This is a genomic window from [Mycobacterium] fortunisiensis (assembly GCF_019050325.1).
GTDB lineage: Bacteria > Actinomycetota > Actinomycetes > Mycobacteriales > Mycobacteriaceae > Mycobacterium > Mycobacterium fortunisiensis.
Genome location: NZ_VOMB01000014.1, coordinates 1 through 17,434 on the forward strand (window position 1 = coordinate 1; position 17,434 = coordinate 17,434).

Genomic DNA, 17,434 nt, shown 5'->3' on the forward strand with positions numbered 1-17,434 from the left:
CCAAGACCGCCGACCAAATCCTGGCCAGCATCGCCAACTACTGCCGACGAATTAATGACTCAGGACACTAGCCTGCGGTCAGGCCAGGGCGTCGGCGGGATCCCGCTGGATCGGCTTCGGCCAGGGTTGTGGCGGTGGCCGCTGCCGGACATGCTGCGGCCACCAGAACCAGCGTCCGAGCAGCGTGGCGATCGACGGTGTCATCAGGGACCGCACCACCAGGGTGTCGAACAACAGGCCCAGGCCGATGGTCGTACCGACCTGACCGATGACGATCAGCTTGCTGACCGACATGGACATCATCGTGAAGGCGAACACCAGGCCCGCCGAGGTGACCACGGCGCCGGTACCCACCATGGCCCGGATGATGCCGGTCTTGAGCCCGGCATGGATCTCCTCCTTGATGCGGGAGACCAGCAGCAGGTTGTAATCCGCGCCGACGGCCAGCAGGACGATGACCGACATCGGCATCACCATCCAGTGCAGCGGGATACCCACGATGTGCTGCCACAGCAGGACCGACAGACCGAAGGCCGAGGCCAGGCTGAGCACCACGGTGCCGACGATCACCGCAGAGGCGACCACGGCTCGGGTGAGCACCATCATGATGATGAAGATCAGGATCAGCGCGGCCGCGGCCACGATGAGCAGGTCGTAATCGGCGCCGATCTGCATGTCGTTGAACGTAGCCGAGCTGCCGCCCAGGTAGATCTTGGCGCCCTCGAACGGTGTGCCCTTGATGGCGTCGGCCGCGGCGACCTTCAGCGGTGCGATGCGTGCGGTGCCTTCCGGCGTAAGCGGATCACCCTGGTGAATGATGGTGAACCGCACCGCATGTCCGTCAGGCGACATGAACAGCTCCATGCCCCGCTTGAAGTCGTCGGTCTCGAACGCTTCCGGCGGCAGGTAGAACGAATCGTCGTTGCGGGCCGCGTCGAACGCCTCGCTCATGGCGGTGGCGGTGTTCTGCATCGCCATGTTCTGGTCCTGCTGGGCCTTCTGCACCTGGTACTGGTTCAGCAGCAGCTGCTTCTGATGCCGCATCGACTGGATCTGCCGCGGCATGGTGGCGACCATCCTCGGCATCAGGTCGGCCATCCGCTGCATCTCTGGGACCAGCACCTGGAAGTCGTCGGACATCGTGCCGATGCCGTCGAGGCTTTCGAAGATCGACCGTAGCGACCAGCACATCGGGATGTCGAAGCAGTGCGGCTCCCAGTACAGGTAGTTGCGCAGCGGCCGGAACTGGTCGTCGAAGTCCGCCAGGTGATCGCGCACGTCGGCCATGTCCAGCGACGTCGTCTTCATCTTGTCGGCCATGCTCTGCGAGACCGCGGCCAGATCGGTCTGGATGCTCATCATCTCGGTCATCGCGTCGATGCTGGTCTGCAGATCGTCGGCCTGATCGAGCAGATTCTGCAGGTTGGTCTGCGCGTAGTCGTTGTTCATCAACTGCGCCGTGCCGCTCTGGCCGAGCGTGTACGGGATCGTCGAGTGTTTGATCGGTTCACCGTCGGGACGGGTGATCGTCTGCACCTGGGCGATGCCGTGCACGTTCTTCAGCGCCTTGGCGATTTTGTCGATGACCAGGAAATCGGCCGGGTTCCGCAGATCGTGGTCGGTCTCGACCATCATCAGGTCCGGGTTCATCTTGGCCTGCGAGAAGTGCCGGAACGCGGCGTCGTAGCCGACGTTCGTCCCGACGTCAGCGGGCAGGAAGATGCGATCGTTGTAGGTGGTGTGATAGCCGGGCAGGGCCAGCAGACCCACCAACGCCGCCACGATGGCGCACACCAGGATGGCGCCCGGCCAGCGGACGGTCGCGGTGCCCACCCGATGCCAGCCGCGGGACCGTGAGTGCCGCTTGGGTTCAAGGATCTTGCCGAAGCGGCCGAGCAACGAGATGACCGCCGGCCCCAGGGTCAGTGCCATGGCGACCACGACGACCATGCCGACCGCCAGGGGGATACCCATCGTCTGGAAGTACGGCAGGCGGGTGAAGTGCAGGCAGAACGTCGCACCGGCGATGGTCAGGCCCGACGCCAGCACCACGTGGGCCGTGCCGTGGAACATGTCGTAGTAGGCGGCCTCTTTGTCCTCGCCGGCTCTTCGCGCTTCCTGATATCGGCCGATCAGGAAGATCGCGTAGTCGGTGGCCGCGGCGATGGCCAACGTCACAAGCATGTTGGTCGCGAACGTCGTCAGGCCGAAGAAGTTGTTGTAGCCGAGCAGCGCGACCAGCCCACGGGCGCCGGACAATTCGAGCACGACCATGACGAGCACGATCAGGGTGGTGATGATCGACCGGTAGACGCTCAACAGCATGACGGCGATGACGCCGAAGGTGACCATCTCGATGGTCTCCATGCTTTTGTCGCCGACGATGTTCTGATCGGTGCTCGACGCCGCCGACCCCGTCACATACGCCTTGACACCGTCGGGTGCCGGGCTTTCGGTGGCGATCCGCCGGACCGCCTCCACCGACTCGTTGGCCAGCGTCTCGCCCTGGTCACCGGCAATGTAGACCTGCACGTAGGCGGCCTTGCCGTCGCGGCTCTGGGCGCCCTTCGCGGTCAGGGTGTCGCCCCAGAAATCCTGTACGTGCTGCACGTGGGTGGTGTCGGCGCGCAGGTCGCGGACCATCTTGTCGTAGAAGGCGTGCGCCTCGATGCCCAGCGGCTCTTCGCCTTCGAGGACGACCATCACCGAGCTGCTGGTGTCGTACTCCTGGAACTTCTTGCCGACCTCTTTGATGGCGATCATCGATGGCGCGTCGTTGGGGCTCATCGACACCGCGCGCATCTTGCCGACGACCTCGAGTTGCGGGACGAGGGTGTTCAGCAGTGCGACGATGACGATCCACACCAGGACGATCGGCAGGGCGAATGTACGGATGAAGCGGGGGATCGGCGGGTGGGCCTTGTGGCGGCCCGTCTTGATGGCGTCGGTCGGGGTGTCTTCGGTTGGCGCGCTCATGCTGCCTTCACAAAGCAGAAGGTTTGTGCGTTCAATCCAGTAGCCGTTCTCTCTTCTTTGACCTCGTCATCGACGCTGACTCGGCAACTGATGCTGCTTCCATCGCCTTGGGCCATGATGTTGGGCTGCACCGACGGCAACGTGGTCTGCAGGGTCAAAGTCCATGGCAGCGGCACACGCCCGGTGCGCTGCGGTTTGCCTTCGAGGTCCATGTAGTTGATGACGGCGGTGCTGCCGGTGCCGAAGATCTCGTACTTGACGACCTTGGGGTTGAAGTCCTCGGCGTTATCCGAGGTGATGTCGGTGATGATGACCGGGTGCGCGCCGAAGACCTTGCGCACGTTCATCACGATGAGCGCGCCTGCCACCATGGCGACGACGATCAGGGCAGGGAGCCAGATTCGGCGAATGACCTTCAGCATTGCGGCTGCCCAGGCCGAAACATGATGAGGGGCAGCCATGTTCGGCCTGGTCTTGCTGCGGTCCATCGGCGATATGACGCGGTGCCGGCAGTCAAGAGGGCCTCCCAATGTTCGATGCGTTCGCGACGACCTGGGCGTTCGGCAGTCTACGCAGTCCGAGGACTAAAGTTAGCCGAATAAGTGGATCGTCACAATCCACTTATGGCGCTGATCACTTAAACTGCAGCCATGGTTGACGAATGCCCACGCGCTCTGCGCAAGGATGCCGAGCGCAATCGGCAGCGTGTGCTCGCGGCTGCGCGGGAACTCTTCGCCGAAAAGGGCGTCGAGGCGACGCTGAACGACGTGGCGCATCACGCCAACGTCGGTGTGGGCACGGTGTATCGACGCTTCGCCACGAAGGAAGAGCTGCTCGATGCGGTGTTCGAGGACGGCATCGACCAAGTCGTCGCACTCGCGGAAACTGCTCTGCGAAATGAGAATTCGTGGGATGGGTTCGTGTGGTTCGTCGAGCATCTCTGTGAGTTGACCGCGACCGACCGGGGTCTGCGAGAGATGGTCTACAGCAAAGCGTACGGCGGCCGGCGGGTCGAGCATTCGCGGCTGCGCCTCGCCCCGCCGATCTCCGAACTTGTCAAACGGGCGCGGGAAGACGGCTATTTGCGGCCCGAGGTGCAATCCACGGACATGCCGATCCTGAGCTTTCTGGCCGGCGTGGTGAGTGAATGGGCCGGCCACGTCGAGCCCGAACTGTGGCGCCGCTACGTCGAACTGCTGGTCGACGGCCTGCGATGTCGGCCCGTGCAGCAGCGGTTGCGCGTCGACGCGCTGGGGGAAGATCAGATGGACGCCGCGATGCGGGGCTGGCATCCCGCCGGCGATCCGGCCTGAGCATCCCGCGCCTCAGCGTGACCGCGCTGGGCCTCGGTCGGCGAGCCCGGCCGCCAGCACCAACAAGGTCAATGTGACGATGGCCAGCAGCACCTGCGGATGCAGGCCCAGAACCGTCTTGTTGTCGAACTCCGGATCGTGAATTGCGGTCCGGGGAAACAGCATTGCACCCAGAAGGCCGACCCACGGCGTTGCCAGGACCGCGCAGGCCGTCCAGATCCGTGATCGGATGCCACCGTTGCGCTGGCCCAGCAGGGTCAGCGCGAACGCGCCGAGCAGCGTTGACATCACGATGTACTGGGCGTCATGGAATTTCGCGTGCGGCGGCCACGCGTCGTTGCGCATGTGCTGCACGGCACTGGCCGGGATCACGAAATCCGCCAGCAGCGCACCGACCATCGTCACGGTCGCGACGAGCATGGTGAGAACGCGTGCGGTGAGGAGGCTTTTGGGAGTCGTCACGCTAGGGCCTTTCTGCCGGGGGTGAGGGTGTCGCGGATTGGCCGCGCAGGTAGTCGTCGACAACCCGGTGTACGTACTCGTCGTCGAAGACCCGGTCGGCGACAAGCCGCCGGTAGAACAGCGGGCCCACCAACTCGTCGACGGCGAGGTCGATGTCGAGGTCTGCGGGGAGTTCGGCACGGGCGGCGCCGTCGGTCAGGATTGCGCGTATCACCCGGGTGCCCGATTCGTACAGCGTGCGCTTGATGTCCGCGAAAACCGGGTCGACACCGGCCCGTTCGATCATCACGCGCATGCCCTGCTGGGTGGCCGGCTCGTGCAACATCGAGCGGATCCTGGACAGCTCGGTCGCCAAGTCTTCGCGGAGATCTCCGGTCGGCCGCGATTGCCGCTGGGCGATGTGTGAGACGACCGTGTCGCGGATCAGTTCCGGTGGTTCGGGCCAGAGCCGGTACAGCGTGGCCCGGCTCATCCCGCCGCGCGCCGCGACGGCACCGTGGGTCAGGCCGGCCAGGCCTTGTTCGACCAGCAGTTCCCGGGCCGCGGTCAGGGCGGCCTCCCGACTGCGCACCGTGCGTGGATCCAGCGGACGCACCGAATCCTCCTTTAAAACAAGTTGTATCGGAGATATGCGACAAAATGTATCGAAAGCTGGGTGGTTTGGGAAGCCTCCGGTCGCGGCCGGGCACAATCGGTGCCATGCAGAAAGTCGTGGTCATCACCGGCGCGGGCAGCGGCATCGGGCGGGCGACGGCTCGGGTGCTGCTGGCGGCGGGCCATCAGGTCGTCCTGGCCGGTCGTCGGCCCGAGTCATTGGCCGAAACGGCGGCCGGTGATCCGAATGCCCGGGTGATCGCCACCGACGTCACCGACTCGGCCTCGGTGCGGGCCCTGTTCGACGGCACGGTCGAGGCGCTGGGGCGGGTCGACGTGCTGTTCAACAACGCCGGCGTGTTCGGTCCGTCCGCCTCCATCGCCGACATCACCGATGACCAGTGGCAGGCCACGTGGCGCACCAACGTCGACGGCGCGGTGTTCTGCGCCCGGGCAGCCACTCGCGTCATGGCCGCTCAACTACCTCGGGGCGGACGGATCATCAACAACGGGTCCCTGTCGGCACACCGGCCCAGGCCCAACAGCCTGGCCTACACCACCACCAAGCATGCGATCAGCGGACTGACGGCGTCAATGCTGTTGGATCTGCGTGACATTGACATCTGCGTCACCCAGATCGACATCGGTAATGCCGCCACCGACATGACCGCCGGATTCAGTCACCAGACCGCGCAAGCCGACGGAAGCCTGGCGGCTGAACCAACTTTCGACGTCGAGCACGTGGCCCGCGTCGTTGCCTATCTGGTCGATCTGCCACTGGACGTCTCGGTTCCGTCGTTGACGGTGATGGCGCGGGCCATGCCGTACTTCGGCCGCGGCTGACGGGTTCCGATGGCCGCCGCACATCCACGCTTCGTGGTCAACTGCTCCGTCCTGCTCACCGAGCTGCCGCTGCTGCAGCGTCCGCGGGCCGCGCGGGCCGCCGGGTTCGACGCGGTCGAATTCTGGTGGCCGTTCGACGATCCGGTTCCCCCCGACGCTGAGGTGGAGGCCTTCGTGCAGGCCGTCGAAGAGGCCGGGGTGCGCCTGGTCGCGCTGAACTTCGCCGGCGGCGACATGGCGGCCGGCGAGCGTGGGCTGGTCTCGGACCCGGCGCACCGCGAGGCCTTCCGCGACAACGTCGACATCGCGCTCGGTATCGCAGATCGACTGGGCACCAAGGCATTCAACGCCTTGTACGGCAACCGCCGCTCCGGCCTGGACCCGCGGGTGCAAGACACGACCGCGGTCGAGAACCTGACCTACGCCGCCCGTCGCGCCGCCGACACCGACGCGACGATTCTGATCGAACCGCTCAGCGGCGTGCCCGGCTATCCCTTGAAGACCGCCGCCGACGCGATGTCGGTGATCGAACGGGTCTCCGGTGGGTCTGGTTTGACCTCGGTCAAACTGCTGGCCGACCTGTACCACCTGCACGTCAACGGTGACGACGTGGCGGCGGTGATCGACCGGTACATCGCACACATCGGGCACGTGCAGATCGCCGATGCGCCGGGGCGTGGCGCGCCCGGCACCGGCCGCATGGACATCGCCGGCCACCTGGCCCGCCTCGAACAGGCCGGCTATCACGGCCGCATCAGCCTCGAATATCAGGACCACAGCCCAGATCCGTTCGCGTGGCTGCCGGCCGGATGGCGAACACGCCGCTGAAAACCAACCCGCGCCAGCTGCCAACAGAGCCGGTGGCCTGCTGGCCACCGGCTCTGTACAGCGGAAAGTCCCCGGATCACGGGTACTCATCTGCGTGTTTGTCCATACCACGGGGATCGCCCGAATATCGAGGACACTTCCATGGTCGTCCTCGCTATTCGGTAAAAGCAATTTTCAGAATGTGAGTTTGGCTACAGCCCAACCGGTTTCGAGGTCCGAAAGTGCGCCGCGTCACAGCGCCCGGTGGTGGCCTATGCTCGGTGCGGCGAACGACGTGCCCACGGGCGGTTTCGCCGGTGACCGGTGGAATCTGACCCAGGGAAAGTTCGAACGTGCAGGTAGTTGTCGGCGACCCGGCCCGCGTTGCCCCCGCACGCGTACAGACACGCGACGACCTGATCGGGTTGAGCGGTGTGGCCGTCCTGGCGGTGGTCGTCAGTCACATCTGGCTCGGCCGGGCCGGCGCGGGGCTGGACGTCCTGTTCATCCTGGCCGGGTTCTTCATCGGTGGCCGCGTGCTGCCCCATCTCGGGACGCCAAGCCCCGGCGTGCTGCTCGGCGAGCTGGGCCGCACGGTGCGTTGGTTGGCGCCGCCGTTGGTTCTGGTGCTGGCCGTGTGCGCGGTACTCACGGTGCTCATCCAGCCGCAGACCCGCTGGGAGGCCTTCGCCGACCAAACCCTGGCCGGCCTGGGCTTCTACCAGAATTGGCAGCTGCTTGCCTCGGCCGACGACTATGTTCGGGCCAGTGAGACAGTGACGCCGCTGCATCACCTGTGGGCGATCTCGGTGCTGGGTCAGTTCACGCTCGCATTCTTCGTGCTGACCGGCGTCATCGTGGCCCTCACTCGGAGGCGGGGGCGGCACGCGCGACGCACGATCCTGGCGGCGGTCTCGGCCGTCGCGCTGGCGGCGTCGCTGTATTACGCGCTCACCAACCGAACCGAAAACCCCATGTTCGCCTACTACAGCACCGGTGCCCGGGCCTGGGAGCTGCTGGCCGGGGTGCTGGCCGCCCTGCTCGTCGCCGGTGTGCACTGGCCCGCCCGTCGGCTCAGTTGGCTGCGTGCTGCCCCGCTGCTCATTGTCGGGACCATCGCCTACCCGCTGTACCTCTGGCATTGGCCGCTGCTGATTTTCTGGCTGGCCACCATCGATGACGACTCCGCCGGCCTGATCGGCGGCGTCGCGGTCGGGGTGACCGCGGTGCTGCTCGCGATGCTCACCGCGCGGCTGGCCACGGCGCCGTGGCGGCACCGTGCCCGCCAGTGGCCGGCCCCGGGTGCGGTCGCGCTCGTCGTGGCGCTGGGTTTGGTGGCGGCGTCGGTGATGTGGCGTGGGCACGTCACGCTGGCCCGGGCCAGCGGCGCGGAGCTGAGCATGCTGTCGATGCGCGATTACCCCGGCGCGCGGGCCCTGATCGAGAACCGTCGGGTGGCCAAACTGCCGATGCGGCCCAGCGCCCTGGAAGCCGCCGACGACATCCCGCCGTCATCGATGGATCATTGCGTCACCGGATTCACCGGGGACGAGGTGATCACCTGCAGCTACGGAGATCCCAAGGGCGCCCACACGATTGCGCTCGCCGGTGGCTCCCACTCGGAGCATTGGCTCACCGCGCTGCATCAGATCGGGCGCCGGCACGGTGTCAAGATCACCACGTACCTGAAGCTGGGTTGCCCGCTCACCACCAAGCAGGTGCCGATCATCGCCGGATCGTTCGAGCCCTACCCGTCCTGCCGGGCGTGGTCGGATCATGCGTTGGCGCAGATCATCGCCGACCGGCCGGACTACGTTTTCTTCACCTCGACCCGTCCGATCCTCAACGGTCCTGGCGACTACGTGCCGGATTACTACCTGGGCATCTGGGATGAATTGTCCGCCAACGGCATTCCGATGCTGGGCATGCGCGACACCCCGTGGATGGTCCGGGATGGGTGGTTCTTCTCGCCGGTCGACTGTCTGTCGGACGGCGGTGACGCCGACAGCTGTGGGTTATCCAGGGAAGAGGCGTTGGCACAGCGCAATCCGACGCTCGCGCATCTGGCCGACTATCCGCTGATGAAGGTGCTCGACCTCAGTGACGCGGTGTGCCGGCCGGCCATCTGCCGGGCGGTGGAGGGCAACGTCCTGATCTATCACGATCCCCACCACCTGTCAGGGGCCTATGTCCGCACCCTCACCGACGAGTTGGCGCGACAGCTGTCCGACGCTGTCGGATGGTGGTAGCCGCTACTCGACGACGAACACCGGGATCTGTCGGGTGGTCTTGGTCTGGTACTCGGCATACGGCGGGTAGGCCTCGACGGCCAGCTTCCACCAGTGCTCACGCTCGTCACCGGCGAGTTCGCGGGCGGTGAGCGAGACGGTCTTGTCGCCGTCCTGCACCGTCACGGCCGGGTTGGCCTTGACGTTGAAATACCAGGACGGGTGCGCCGGGTCTCCGCCCTTGGACGCCACCATCGCGTAGCGGCCGTTCTCCTCCACCCGCATCAACGGCACGTAGCGTTTCTTGCCGGACTTGGCGCCGGTCGTCGTGAACAGCACGATCGGACGGTCGAGCACCTCGACGCCGTCGGTGCTGCCTTGTTCGAGGATGCGTTGGGTCTGCTCGCGAACCCAGTCGGTGGGGCTCAGCTCGGCTTGTTCAGTCACCCACCGGCCAACATCAGTCGGCGCGCGACTATTCCGGCGGCTACCGGAGCTTGAGCACCACTTTGCCTTTGGCGGTGCGGTTCTCCAACGAGGCGATGGCCTGTGCGGCCTGATCCAACGGATACACCTCGGGCCGGGGCGGGGCCACCGCGCCAGACGCCAGCAGCGGCCGCAGTTCGGCCCACTGCTCCTGCAGATAGCCCGGATGGGAGAACGTCCAGGCGCCCCAGCCCGCACCGACGACGTCGACGTTGTTGAGCAGCAGTCGATTGACCTTGACCGTGGGGATCTCGCCGCCGGTGAAGCCGACCACCAGCAGGCGTCCGCCCACCGCCAACGACCGCAGGGAGTCGGTGAAACGGTCACCGCCGACCGGGTCGAGCACGATGTCCACGCCGCGGCCGTCGGTGAGTTCCTTCACCGCCTCGCGGAATCCGTCGGCCAACACCACATCCGATGCCCCTGCCGCACGCGCGATCTCGGCCTTCTCCTCGGTGGACACCACGGCGATGGTGCGCGTCGCACCCAGTGCCGGCGCCAGCCGCAGCGCCGACGTGCCGATGCCGCCCGCGGCGCCGTGCACGAGCACGGTCTCGCCCTCGGCCAGCCGGCCGCGGGTGCGCAGGGCGAATTGCACGGTCAGGTCGTTGAACAGGATGCCGGCCCCGGCCTCGAAGGACACCGCGTCCGGCAGCGCGAACACCCGCTCGGCGGGCAGGGCCACCACTTCGGCCATCCCGCCCGACAGCATGGTCAGCCCCAGTACCCGGTCCCCGGCGCAGACGTGTGCCCCGGCCGGGGCGCTGCGCACCACGCCGGCCACCTCGGCACCCGGGCTGAACGGCAGATCCGGCTTGTACTGGTAGAGACCACGGGTGAGCAGGGCGTCGGGGAACGCGACACCGGCGGCGTGGACGTCGATCACCACGGTGCCGTCGGCGGCGTCGCCGTTCGGTTCGGGCACCTCGGCCACCTGGACGGCGTCGGGACCGTCGAGTCGGGTGATCTGTGCTGCACGCATCGATTTCTCCTTCGGGGGGCTGGGGCCGCCCGCCAATTGTGACAGGTGTCAAGTCTGTCGTTAGCATCACCGGATGCTCAACGCCCGCGCTGCAGTGCTGCTCGACGCCGGGGCAGACCCACAGCTCACCGAGGTCCAGGTTCGGGAACCGGTCGGCGACGAAGTGCTGGTCCGCATCGACGCTGTCGGGATCTGCCACACCGACGTGAGCGTCGCCGCGCGGTTTCGCAAGCTGCCGATGGTGTTCGGCCACGAAGGCGCGGGCACCGTGGTCCAGGCCGGGCCGGAGGCCACGCCCCAGGTCGGGGACCAGGTGGTTCTCACCTTCGCCAGCTGCGGCGCCTGCGCGACCTGCCGGGCGGATGCTCCGGCGTACTGCGCGCATTCCACCGACCTCAACATGCGCGGCAGCCGTCGCGACGAGTCCAGCGCGCTCTACCGCGACGGTGCACCGGTCGGCGGCGGCTTCTTCGGCCAGTCCAGCTTCTGCACGTATGCGATCGCCGGTAGCCGCAATGCCGTGGTGCTGCCCGAACCGATCGATCCGGCGCTGGCCGCCCCGCTGGGCTGCAGCGTGCAGACCGGGGTCGGTGCCGTGCTCAACGTGCTCACCCCGCGACCCGAGGACGCCGTTGTGGTGTTCGGTGCCGGCGCCGTCGGCCTGTCAGCGGTCATGGGGGCCCGCATCGCGGGGTGCCAAACCATCGTCGCCGTCGATCCGATCGCCCAACGTCGAACGCTGGCAACTGAATTGGGTGCCACCGCGACCATCGACCCGATGGCCGTCGACGCCGCCGCGGCGGTGCTGGAGCGGACCGGACCGGTGGCCGCCGCGGTCGACACCACCGCGAGGCCCGACGTCCTGGCCGCCGCCGTCGGGGTGTTGCGTGAGCGCGGCACGCTGGCGCTGCTGGGTCTCGGCGCGTTGAGCGCCGAGCTGCCCGTCGCCCTGATCATGGGCAAGGGCCTGACCGTGCGCGGGGTGGTGGAGGGCGACAGCGAGCCGCAGCGCTTCATCCCGCACCTGGTCGATCTGCATCGCCGTGGCGAACTTCCGATCGAGGCGTTGGTGAGCCGCTACCGCTTCGCGGACTTCGATCGGGCCTGGGCCGCTGCGAAAGCGGCTGACGTGGTCAAACCCGTGCTGTGCACCGGCGCGGTAGGCTCGTAAACCACCCGTTTCGACGGGCAGCGGCACCCCTGAAAGGAGCCTCATGTCCCTTCCTCAGCTACCACCGGGACGCGCCGTCGAGGTTCGTGCGGTCGACGGTGTGCGGTTGCATGCCGAGGTGTTCGGGCCGGCCGACGGCTATCCGATCGTGCTCGCCCACGGCATCACCTGCGCCATCGGTGTCTGGGCCCACCAGATCGCTGACCTGGCCGCCGACTACCGCGTCATCGCCTACGACCACCGTGGGCACGGTCGCAGTGAGGCGCCCCGCGGGCGGCAGCGTTACAGCCTCAACCACCTCGCCGCAGACCTGGACGCGGTGCTCGACGCCACACTGAACCCCGGTGAGCACGCCGTCATCGCCGGGCATTCGATGGGCGGCATCGCGATCACCTCGTGGTCGCAGCGGTATCCGGCCCGGGTGCCCGCCCGCGCGGATGCCGTCGCGCTGATCAACACCACCACCGGCGACCTGGTGCGTGACGTGCAGCTGCTGGCGGTGCCCGCGCCGCTGGCATCGACCCGGATCCGGGCGGCCGGCACCGCGATCAGAACATTCGGCGGGGCCCGGATGCCCCGGTTCGCCGAGCGTCCCAACAAGCGCTTCGTCTCACGGCTGGCGGTGGGCCGCGACGCCGAGCCCTGGGTCTCGGAGTTCATCTACCAGTTGTTCGCCGAGACCCCGGCGGCCGGGCGCGGCGGCTGGGCCCGCGCCCTGGTCAACAGCATGGGGCCGCAACACATCTCGTTGCGAAACCTGTCGGTGCCCACCCTGGTGATCGGCAGCGCCAAAGACCGCCTGCTGCCCATCACCGCCGCACGCCGCATCGCGGCGGACGCGCCCAACCTGCGCGGGTTCGTCGAGATGACCGGTGGACACTGCGCCATCCTGGAATGCCCGTCACAGGTCAACGCCCAGTTGCGGGCACTGGCCGAGTCGGTGGCCGCGCCCCGACCGGTCAGCCGGTGAGGCGGGCGGCCACCTGTTCGGCCGCCCGCTGACCGGAGCGCACCGCACCGTCGAGGAACCCGGTCCATTTGTCGGCGGTCTCGGTGCCGGCCCAGTAGATGGCATCCACCGGTTCACGAAGCCACCGGCCGTACTGTGTCCAGGACCCCGGCGGCACCGCTGCCGTCGGCCCTCCGGGAGCGAATTGTTCTGTGCCCCAACAATGATCGAGGTAATCGATCGGTTGCAACGCCGCATCGCCGAACAGCGCGGCGAACCCGGACAGCGCCTGCGCACACCGCTGCTCGGCAGGTAGCCGGTCGAAGCTGCGGGAATCGGTGAACCCCAGCAGGATGCCGGGGCCGGCCGTGCCGTTGTCGCCCGGGCTGACATCGAAGGTGATGAACACCGGGCCCTCGTCCGACAGCGCCTCGCCCGAACAGCCGTTGGCCCGCCAGAACGGTCGCTCATAGGCCGCGTAGGCCTTGCTCAGGTTTCCTTGCGGCCAGCTCGCGGCCAGTTCGGTGTAGGGCTCGGGAAGTGCTGGGGTGAACTGGATTGCGCTGCGGTGTGCGGGCGGCACTGCCACGATCACCGCCTGCGCGTGCACGACGGTCCCGGCGCTGCCGACCGCCACGGTGCCGTCGGGTCGGCGTTCGATCCGGTCCACCGGGGCCCCGAGCACCACCCGGTCGCCCAGCTCCTCGGTCATCCGCAGGGCGATCTGCTGGGTGCCCTCGGCGAATCGGTCCTGCTGCGCGCCGCCGCGGACATCGAGCATGCGGTCGAGCCCGCCGGCGGCCTTGACGTACCGCGCCGCGTGCAGCATCGACACCTGATCGGGTTCGGCGCCCCAGGTGACCCTGGACATGATCGCCATCAGGTTGCGGGTCGAGGCGCTGGCATCCACCGAGCGCAACCAACCCTCCAGGCTGCGTCCATCGAGTTTGTGCGCATTGGGGCTGTTCCACGGCTCGTCGACCCGGATCAGACGGCACAGCCGCTCGAATCGCCACTGGATGCGGGACACGTCGAACAGTTCCATCATCGACAGTCGCGGGATCGTGCTGCGGTACGACCGCACGCGGCCGTGCCAGCGGATCAGGTTCTTGCCGCGGTCGTAGGTCGGAACGGTCCGGCAGCCGAGTTCGGCGGCCAGCGCCAGCACCGCGTCCTGGGTGGGGCCGACGAAGGTGGCGCCCAGGTCGACGGGCACCCCGGCGATCGTGGCGGTCGACGAACGTCCACCCACCCGGTCGCGGCCCTCCAGCACCGCCACCTGGTGCCCGCTGCGGACCAGGGCGCGCGCGGCGGACAGCCCGGCGAAGCCGGCGCCCACCACGACGACGTCGGTGCTGGTTGGGACGCTCACCCCTCTAGGCTCTCACGCATGAAGGTCATGACAGCGTTGTTCGGGCCGACCGACGCGATCGACCGGGCCGCGGCCCTGCGCGAGGCCGGCGCCAGCGGGGTGTTCACCTTCGAGGGGCCGCACGACGTGTTCGCCCCGCTGACCCTGGCCGCCACCGTCGGCGGCCTCGACCTCATGACGAATGTGGCAATTGCCTTTCCCCGCAACCCGATTCATCTGGCACACCAGGCGATCGACCATCAGATCCTGTCCGGCGGACGGTTCACGCTGGGGTTGGGCACCCAGATCCGCACCCAGATCGAGAAGCGGTTCGGCGCGGAGTTCGATCGGCCGGTGGCCCGGATGGCCGAGTTCGTCGCGGCGCTGCGGGCGATTTTCGCCGCCTGGCAGACCGGCGAGCGGCTGGATTTCACAGGCGAGTACTACCGGCACACGCTGATGACGCCGACGTTCACCCCGCGGGACAATCCCTACGGTCCACCGCCGGTCTACGTCGGGGCGTTGGGACCGCGGCTGACCCGGGCCACCGCGCAGTTCGCCGACGGGCTGCTGGTCATGCCGTTCGGCTCCAAACGGTTTCTGCACGAGGCCACGCTGCCCGCGGTGCGGGATGGGCTGGCCGCGGCCGGACGTGCGGCGGGGGAGCTGGCCATCGTCCCGGAGATCATCGTGTCGGCCGGTGGCAACCATGACGCGACGCGACGGCTCCTGGCGTTCTACGGCTCCACCCCGGCCTATCGGCCGGTGCTGGAGGTGCACGGCTGGGGCGATTTGCAGCCCGAGCTCAATGCACTGTCCAAGCAGGGTCGCTGGCAGGAGATGGGTTCGCTGATCGACGACGAGGTGTTGCACACCATTGCGGCCTGCGGCAGCCCGGCCGAGATCGCCGCGCACATCCGGGACCGGGTGGAGGGAGTCTCCGACCGGATCTGCCTGTACCAACCGGGACCGATCGGGCTGGATGCGCTTACCCAGATCGTCGACGCGCTGCGCAGCTGAACGCCTAGGGTGGTGGTACTGGGCGGGACCAAAGGAGGTTCACCATGACTGGCGCGCGTCGTGATGCCGATCCGGACTACACGGATGTGCTCATCATCGGGGCGGGGATCTCCGGGCTGGGCGCGGCCTACCGCCTCCAGGAGAAGAGCCCGGGGCTGACCTACACCGTGCTGGAACGCCGGGAGCGGATCGGCGGCACCTGGGACCTGTTCCGGTACCCGGGGATCCGGTCGGACAGCGACATCTTCACCCTGAGTTTCCCGTTCCATCCCTGGACCCGGCCGGAGAACGTGGCCGACGGCGGCGATATCCGGGAGTACCTCACCGAGGCCGCGCGGGCGTACGGCATCGATTCCCATATCCGGTTCAACACCCATGTGCTGTCGGCGGATTGGGATTCGGACACCGACACCTGGACCGTGCACACCGACCAGGACGGTCAGGACCGGACCTTCCGGTCCCGGTTCCTGTTCTGCGGCACCGGGTACTACAACTACGACGAGCCCTACACACCGGAGTTCCCCGGCATCGAGAACTTCGGCGGCGAGGTCGTCCATCCGCAGTTCTGGCCCGAGTCGCTCGATTACTCCGGTAAGCGGGTGGTGGTGATCGGCAGCGGTGCCACCGCGATCAGCCTGGTGCCGGCGCTGGCCCGGCAGGCCTCCCACGTGACGATGCTGCAGCGCTCACCGACGTACATGATGTCGATGCCGCGGATCGATCCGATGGTGCAGGCCATCCGTAAAGTATTGCCGCGCAGGATCGCTCATCAGCTGGTGCGCTTCCGGAATGCGATGGTCCACGTCCTGACGTACTTCATGTTCCGTAAGGCACCGCGATTCGGCCGGTGGCTCATCCGCAACCGGACCATCGCGGCGCTACCCGAGGGCTATCCCGTCGACGTGCACTTCAAGCCGCGCTACAACCCGTGGGATCAGCGCATGTGCCTGGTACTGGACCGGGACTTGTTCGGGCACATCGGCAAGGGCCGCGTCGACATCGTCACCGACCACATCGATCACGTCGACGCCACCGGCATCGTCCTGAAATCCGGTGCGCGGGTGGATGCCGACGTGATCGTCACCGCGACCGGGCTGCAACTGCAGGCCCTCGGCGGGATCCGGCTGACGATCGACGGGCACGAGGTCAAACCGACCGAGCGGTTCGTCTACAAGGAGTTCCTGCTGGAGGACGTGCCGAACCTGGCCTGGTGCATCGGCTACACCAATGCGTCGTGGACACTGCGGGCCGACATGACCGCGCGGGCGTTCGCAAACCTGGTGGCCTACATGGGTGCTCGTGGTTACACGCATGCCTACCCGCACAAGGGGGCGGCGCCCATGCCGGAGAAACGGACGTGGGATCTGGAGGCCGGCTACATCCAGCGCTCCGCGCATGCGCTGCCGCGGTCGGGCACCAAACGGCCCTGGCATGTCCGGCACAACTACGTGCTGGATGCCATCGACCACCGCTTCGACCGGATCGAGGAGTCGATGGTCTTCGGCCGGGCCCCTGTTGCCTCTGTTGCCTCTGAGACAGCGACCGCCTAGCACCGCGAGCGTGCGTGTCTGCCGCCCGCCACGCCGCATTTCGTCAGCAGTTTCCGCACGCTCGTCGCAGCGGTGGCCTCGTCGGCGAATCTGCCGACAGCGCAGGGTGAACCACCCCGGCAAGAAGGTTGCCCAGAATCGGGACGACGAGGGGAATCGCCGGTAACCTTGTCCTGATTCTGGATCGAGAGGGTAGCGGTGGCGGTGCGGCGAATTTTTGCGGGAATATGTATCGTCGCGATGGTTGTCACGGGCCTCGGTGTCGCAATTTTTCTGTTCAGCCGCCCCGACACCACAACCGCCGCGCCGTCGTCGGTCAGGAGCCCGCTCCCGCCGGTGGGGCCGAAGTTGCCGACGCCCGAAGAATTCCAGATCGACGTACAGGTCAGCGCACACCAGTGCACCCAGGACCAGGTCTGCACCTACACCTACACGGTCAAGCCGACCTACATCGGCCTCCATCGGTTGCCGGACCAGGGCTTCGGGGTTTCCTACGAAGTCACCGGCGGCACCCAACCGCAGCAGGGCAACTTCACCATCAGTGACGGGCAGGCGCGCGTCTACACCAATGTCACGGTCGAAGGTCCGGCAGGGGCGCAGCTGCAGGCGAGGGCTACCCAGATCAGCCCTGCCCTGGGTCCCCGGCCTGTCGAGCCGGGGACATTCCAGCCGGCGCAGCCCAGCGCGGCGCCGGCCAACTGA

The 17,434-nt window shown here is 67.3% G+C and carries 16 protein-coding genes; 9 read left to right on the forward strand and 7 right to left on the reverse strand.

Features of this window, described 5'->3' with window-relative positions; all coding sequences use genetic code 11:
* Nucleotides 1–78 precede the first annotated feature (78 nt).
* Nucleotides 79–2,976, reverse strand: a complete 2,898-nt coding sequence (locus FR943_RS09670; RefSeq protein ID WP_217156339.1) for an MMPL/RND family transporter — start codon at nucleotides 2,974–2,976, stop codon at nucleotides 79–81.
* Entirely contained in the window at nucleotides 2,973–3,398 is a 426-nt protein-coding gene (locus FR943_RS09675; RefSeq protein WP_217156550.1) for an MmpS family transport accessory protein, read from the reverse strand. The genes FR943_RS09670 and FR943_RS09675 overlap by 4 nt, the downstream gene beginning before the upstream one ends.
* A 228-nt stretch (nucleotides 3,399–3,626) precedes the next feature.
* Here FR943_RS09675 and FR943_RS09680 point away from each other — a divergent pair, with 228 nt between their 5' ends.
* Entirely contained in the window at nucleotides 3,627–4,289 is a 663-nt protein-coding gene (locus FR943_RS09680; protein ID WP_217156342.1) for a TetR/AcrR family transcriptional regulator, read from the forward strand.
* A gap of 12 nt (nucleotides 4,290–4,301) precedes the next feature.
* Here the strand turns inward: FR943_RS09680 and FR943_RS09685 are convergent, their stop codons facing one another.
* A complete protein-coding gene (locus FR943_RS09685; RefSeq protein ID WP_308170519.1) occupies nucleotides 4,302–4,751 on the reverse strand; it encodes a DUF6640 family protein in 450 nt (149 codons plus the stop codon).
* 1 nt (nucleotide 4,752) lies between these two features.
* Entirely contained in the window at nucleotides 4,753–5,346 is a 594-nt protein-coding gene (locus FR943_RS09690; RefSeq protein ID WP_217156344.1) for a TetR/AcrR family transcriptional regulator, read from the reverse strand.
* Between the two features lie 104 nt (nucleotides 5,347–5,450).
* On the opposite strand from FR943_RS09690, the gene FR943_RS09695 reads away from it, so the two are divergent.
* From FR943_RS09695 to FR943_RS09705, 3 genes are all read left to right on the forward strand, one after another.
* Nucleotides 5,451–6,188, forward strand: coding sequence for an SDR family oxidoreductase (locus FR943_RS09695; protein WP_217156352.1), 738 nt, complete (start codon nucleotides 5,451–5,453; stop codon nucleotides 6,186–6,188).
* 9 nt (nucleotides 6,189–6,197) lie between these two features.
* Nucleotides 6,198–7,016, forward strand: coding sequence for a hydroxypyruvate isomerase family protein (locus FR943_RS09700; protein WP_217156354.1), 819 nt, complete (start codon nucleotides 6,198–6,200; stop codon nucleotides 7,014–7,016).
* 332 nt (nucleotides 7,017–7,348) lie between these two features.
* Nucleotides 7,349–9,244 carry an acyltransferase family protein gene (locus tag FR943_RS09705; RefSeq protein ID WP_217156356.1) on the forward strand — a complete coding sequence of 632 codons (1,896 nt, stop codon included), beginning with the start codon at nucleotides 7,349–7,351 and terminating at the stop codon, nucleotides 9,242–9,244.
* A 3-nt stretch (nucleotides 9,245–9,247) separates the two neighbouring features.
* On the opposite strand, the gene FR943_RS09710 is transcribed toward FR943_RS09705, so the two are convergent.
* Together FR943_RS09710 and FR943_RS09715 are read right to left on the reverse strand one after the other, a co-directional pair.
* The gene (locus FR943_RS09710; RefSeq protein ID WP_217156358.1) at nucleotides 9,248–9,670 is read right to left on the reverse strand and encodes a nitroreductase family deazaflavin-dependent oxidoreductase; all 423 of its coding nucleotides are present in this window, start codon (nucleotides 9,668–9,670) and stop codon (nucleotides 9,248–9,250) included.
* 40 nt (nucleotides 9,671–9,710) lie between these two features.
* A complete protein-coding gene (locus FR943_RS09715; protein ID WP_217156373.1) occupies nucleotides 9,711–10,691 on the reverse strand; it encodes an NADPH:quinone oxidoreductase family protein in 981 nt (326 codons plus the stop codon).
* Nucleotides 10,692–10,764: 73 nt separating this feature from the next.
* On the opposite strand from FR943_RS09715, the gene FR943_RS09720 reads away from it, so the two are divergent.
* The gene (locus FR943_RS09720) at nucleotides 10,765–11,862 is read left to right on the forward strand and encodes an NAD(P)-dependent alcohol dehydrogenase (RefSeq protein ID WP_217156375.1); all 1,098 of its coding nucleotides are present in this window, start codon (nucleotides 10,765–10,767) and stop codon (nucleotides 11,860–11,862) included.
* A gap of 43 nt (nucleotides 11,863–11,905) precedes the next feature.
* Nucleotides 11,906–12,832 carry an alpha/beta fold hydrolase gene (locus FR943_RS09725; RefSeq protein WP_217156377.1) on the forward strand — a complete coding sequence of 309 codons (927 nt, stop codon included), beginning with the start codon at nucleotides 11,906–11,908 and terminating at the stop codon, nucleotides 12,830–12,832.
* Here FR943_RS09725 and FR943_RS09730 read toward each other — a convergent pair.
* A complete protein-coding gene (locus FR943_RS09730; RefSeq protein WP_217156378.1) occupies nucleotides 12,822–14,183 on the reverse strand; it encodes a flavin monoamine oxidase family protein in 1,362 nt (453 codons plus the stop codon). The genes FR943_RS09725 and FR943_RS09730 overlap by 11 nt on opposite strands.
* A 27-nt stretch (nucleotides 14,184–14,210) precedes the next feature.
* Here FR943_RS09730 and FR943_RS09735 point away from each other — a divergent pair, with 27 nt between their 5' ends.
* From FR943_RS09735 to FR943_RS09745, 3 genes are all read left to right on the forward strand, one after another.
* On the forward strand, nucleotides 14,211–15,182 hold the full coding sequence (locus tag FR943_RS09735; RefSeq protein ID WP_217156554.1) for a TIGR03617 family F420-dependent LLM class oxidoreductase: 972 nt from the start codon (nucleotides 14,211–14,213) through the stop codon (nucleotides 15,180–15,182).
* A 44-nt stretch (nucleotides 15,183–15,226) separates the two neighbouring features.
* A complete protein-coding gene (locus tag FR943_RS09740) occupies nucleotides 15,227–16,732 on the forward strand; it encodes a flavin-containing monooxygenase (protein ID WP_217156380.1) in 1,506 nt (501 codons plus the stop codon).
* Between the two features lie 198 nt (nucleotides 16,733–16,930).
* Complete coding sequence (locus tag FR943_RS09745) at nucleotides 16,931–17,434, forward strand: hypothetical protein (RefSeq protein WP_217156382.1); 504 nt, start codon at nucleotides 16,931–16,933, stop codon at nucleotides 17,432–17,434.

What these genes read in the sequence shown, in the direction of transcription:
- FR943_RS09670 (WP_217156339.1), bottom strand. Translation starts at nt 2,976, where the DNA reads ATGAGCGCGCCAACCGAAGACACCCCGACCGACGCCATCAAGACGGGC.
- FR943_RS09675 (WP_217156550.1), bottom strand. Translation starts at nt 3,398, where the DNA reads ATGCTGAAGGTCATTCGCCGAATCTGGCTCCCTGCCCTGATCGTCGTC.
- FR943_RS09680 (WP_217156342.1), top strand. Translation starts at nt 3,627, where the DNA reads ATGGTTGACGAATGCCCACGCGCTCTGCGCAAGGATGCCGAGCGCAAT.
- FR943_RS09695 (WP_217156352.1), top strand. Translation starts at nt 5,451, where the DNA reads ATGCAGAAAGTCGTGGTCATCACCGGCGCGGGCAGCGGCATCGGGCGG.
- FR943_RS09700 (WP_217156354.1), top strand. Translation starts at nt 6,198, where the DNA reads ATGGCCGCCGCACATCCACGCTTCGTGGTCAACTGCTCCGTCCTGCTC.
- FR943_RS09715 (WP_217156373.1), bottom strand. Translation starts at nt 10,691, where the DNA reads ATGCGTGCAGCACAGATCACCCGACTCGACGGTCCCGACGCCGTCCAG.
- FR943_RS09720 (WP_217156375.1), top strand. Translation starts at nt 10,765, where the DNA reads ATGCTCAACGCCCGCGCTGCAGTGCTGCTCGACGCCGGGGCAGACCCA.
- FR943_RS09725 (WP_217156377.1), top strand. Translation starts at nt 11,906, where the DNA reads ATGTCCCTTCCTCAGCTACCACCGGGACGCGCCGTCGAGGTTCGTGCG.
- FR943_RS09735 (WP_217156554.1), top strand. Translation starts at nt 14,211, where the DNA reads ATGACAGCGTTGTTCGGGCCGACCGACGCGATCGACCGGGCCGCGGCC.
- FR943_RS09740 (WP_217156380.1), top strand. Translation starts at nt 15,227, where the DNA reads ATGACTGGCGCGCGTCGTGATGCCGATCCGGACTACACGGATGTGCTC.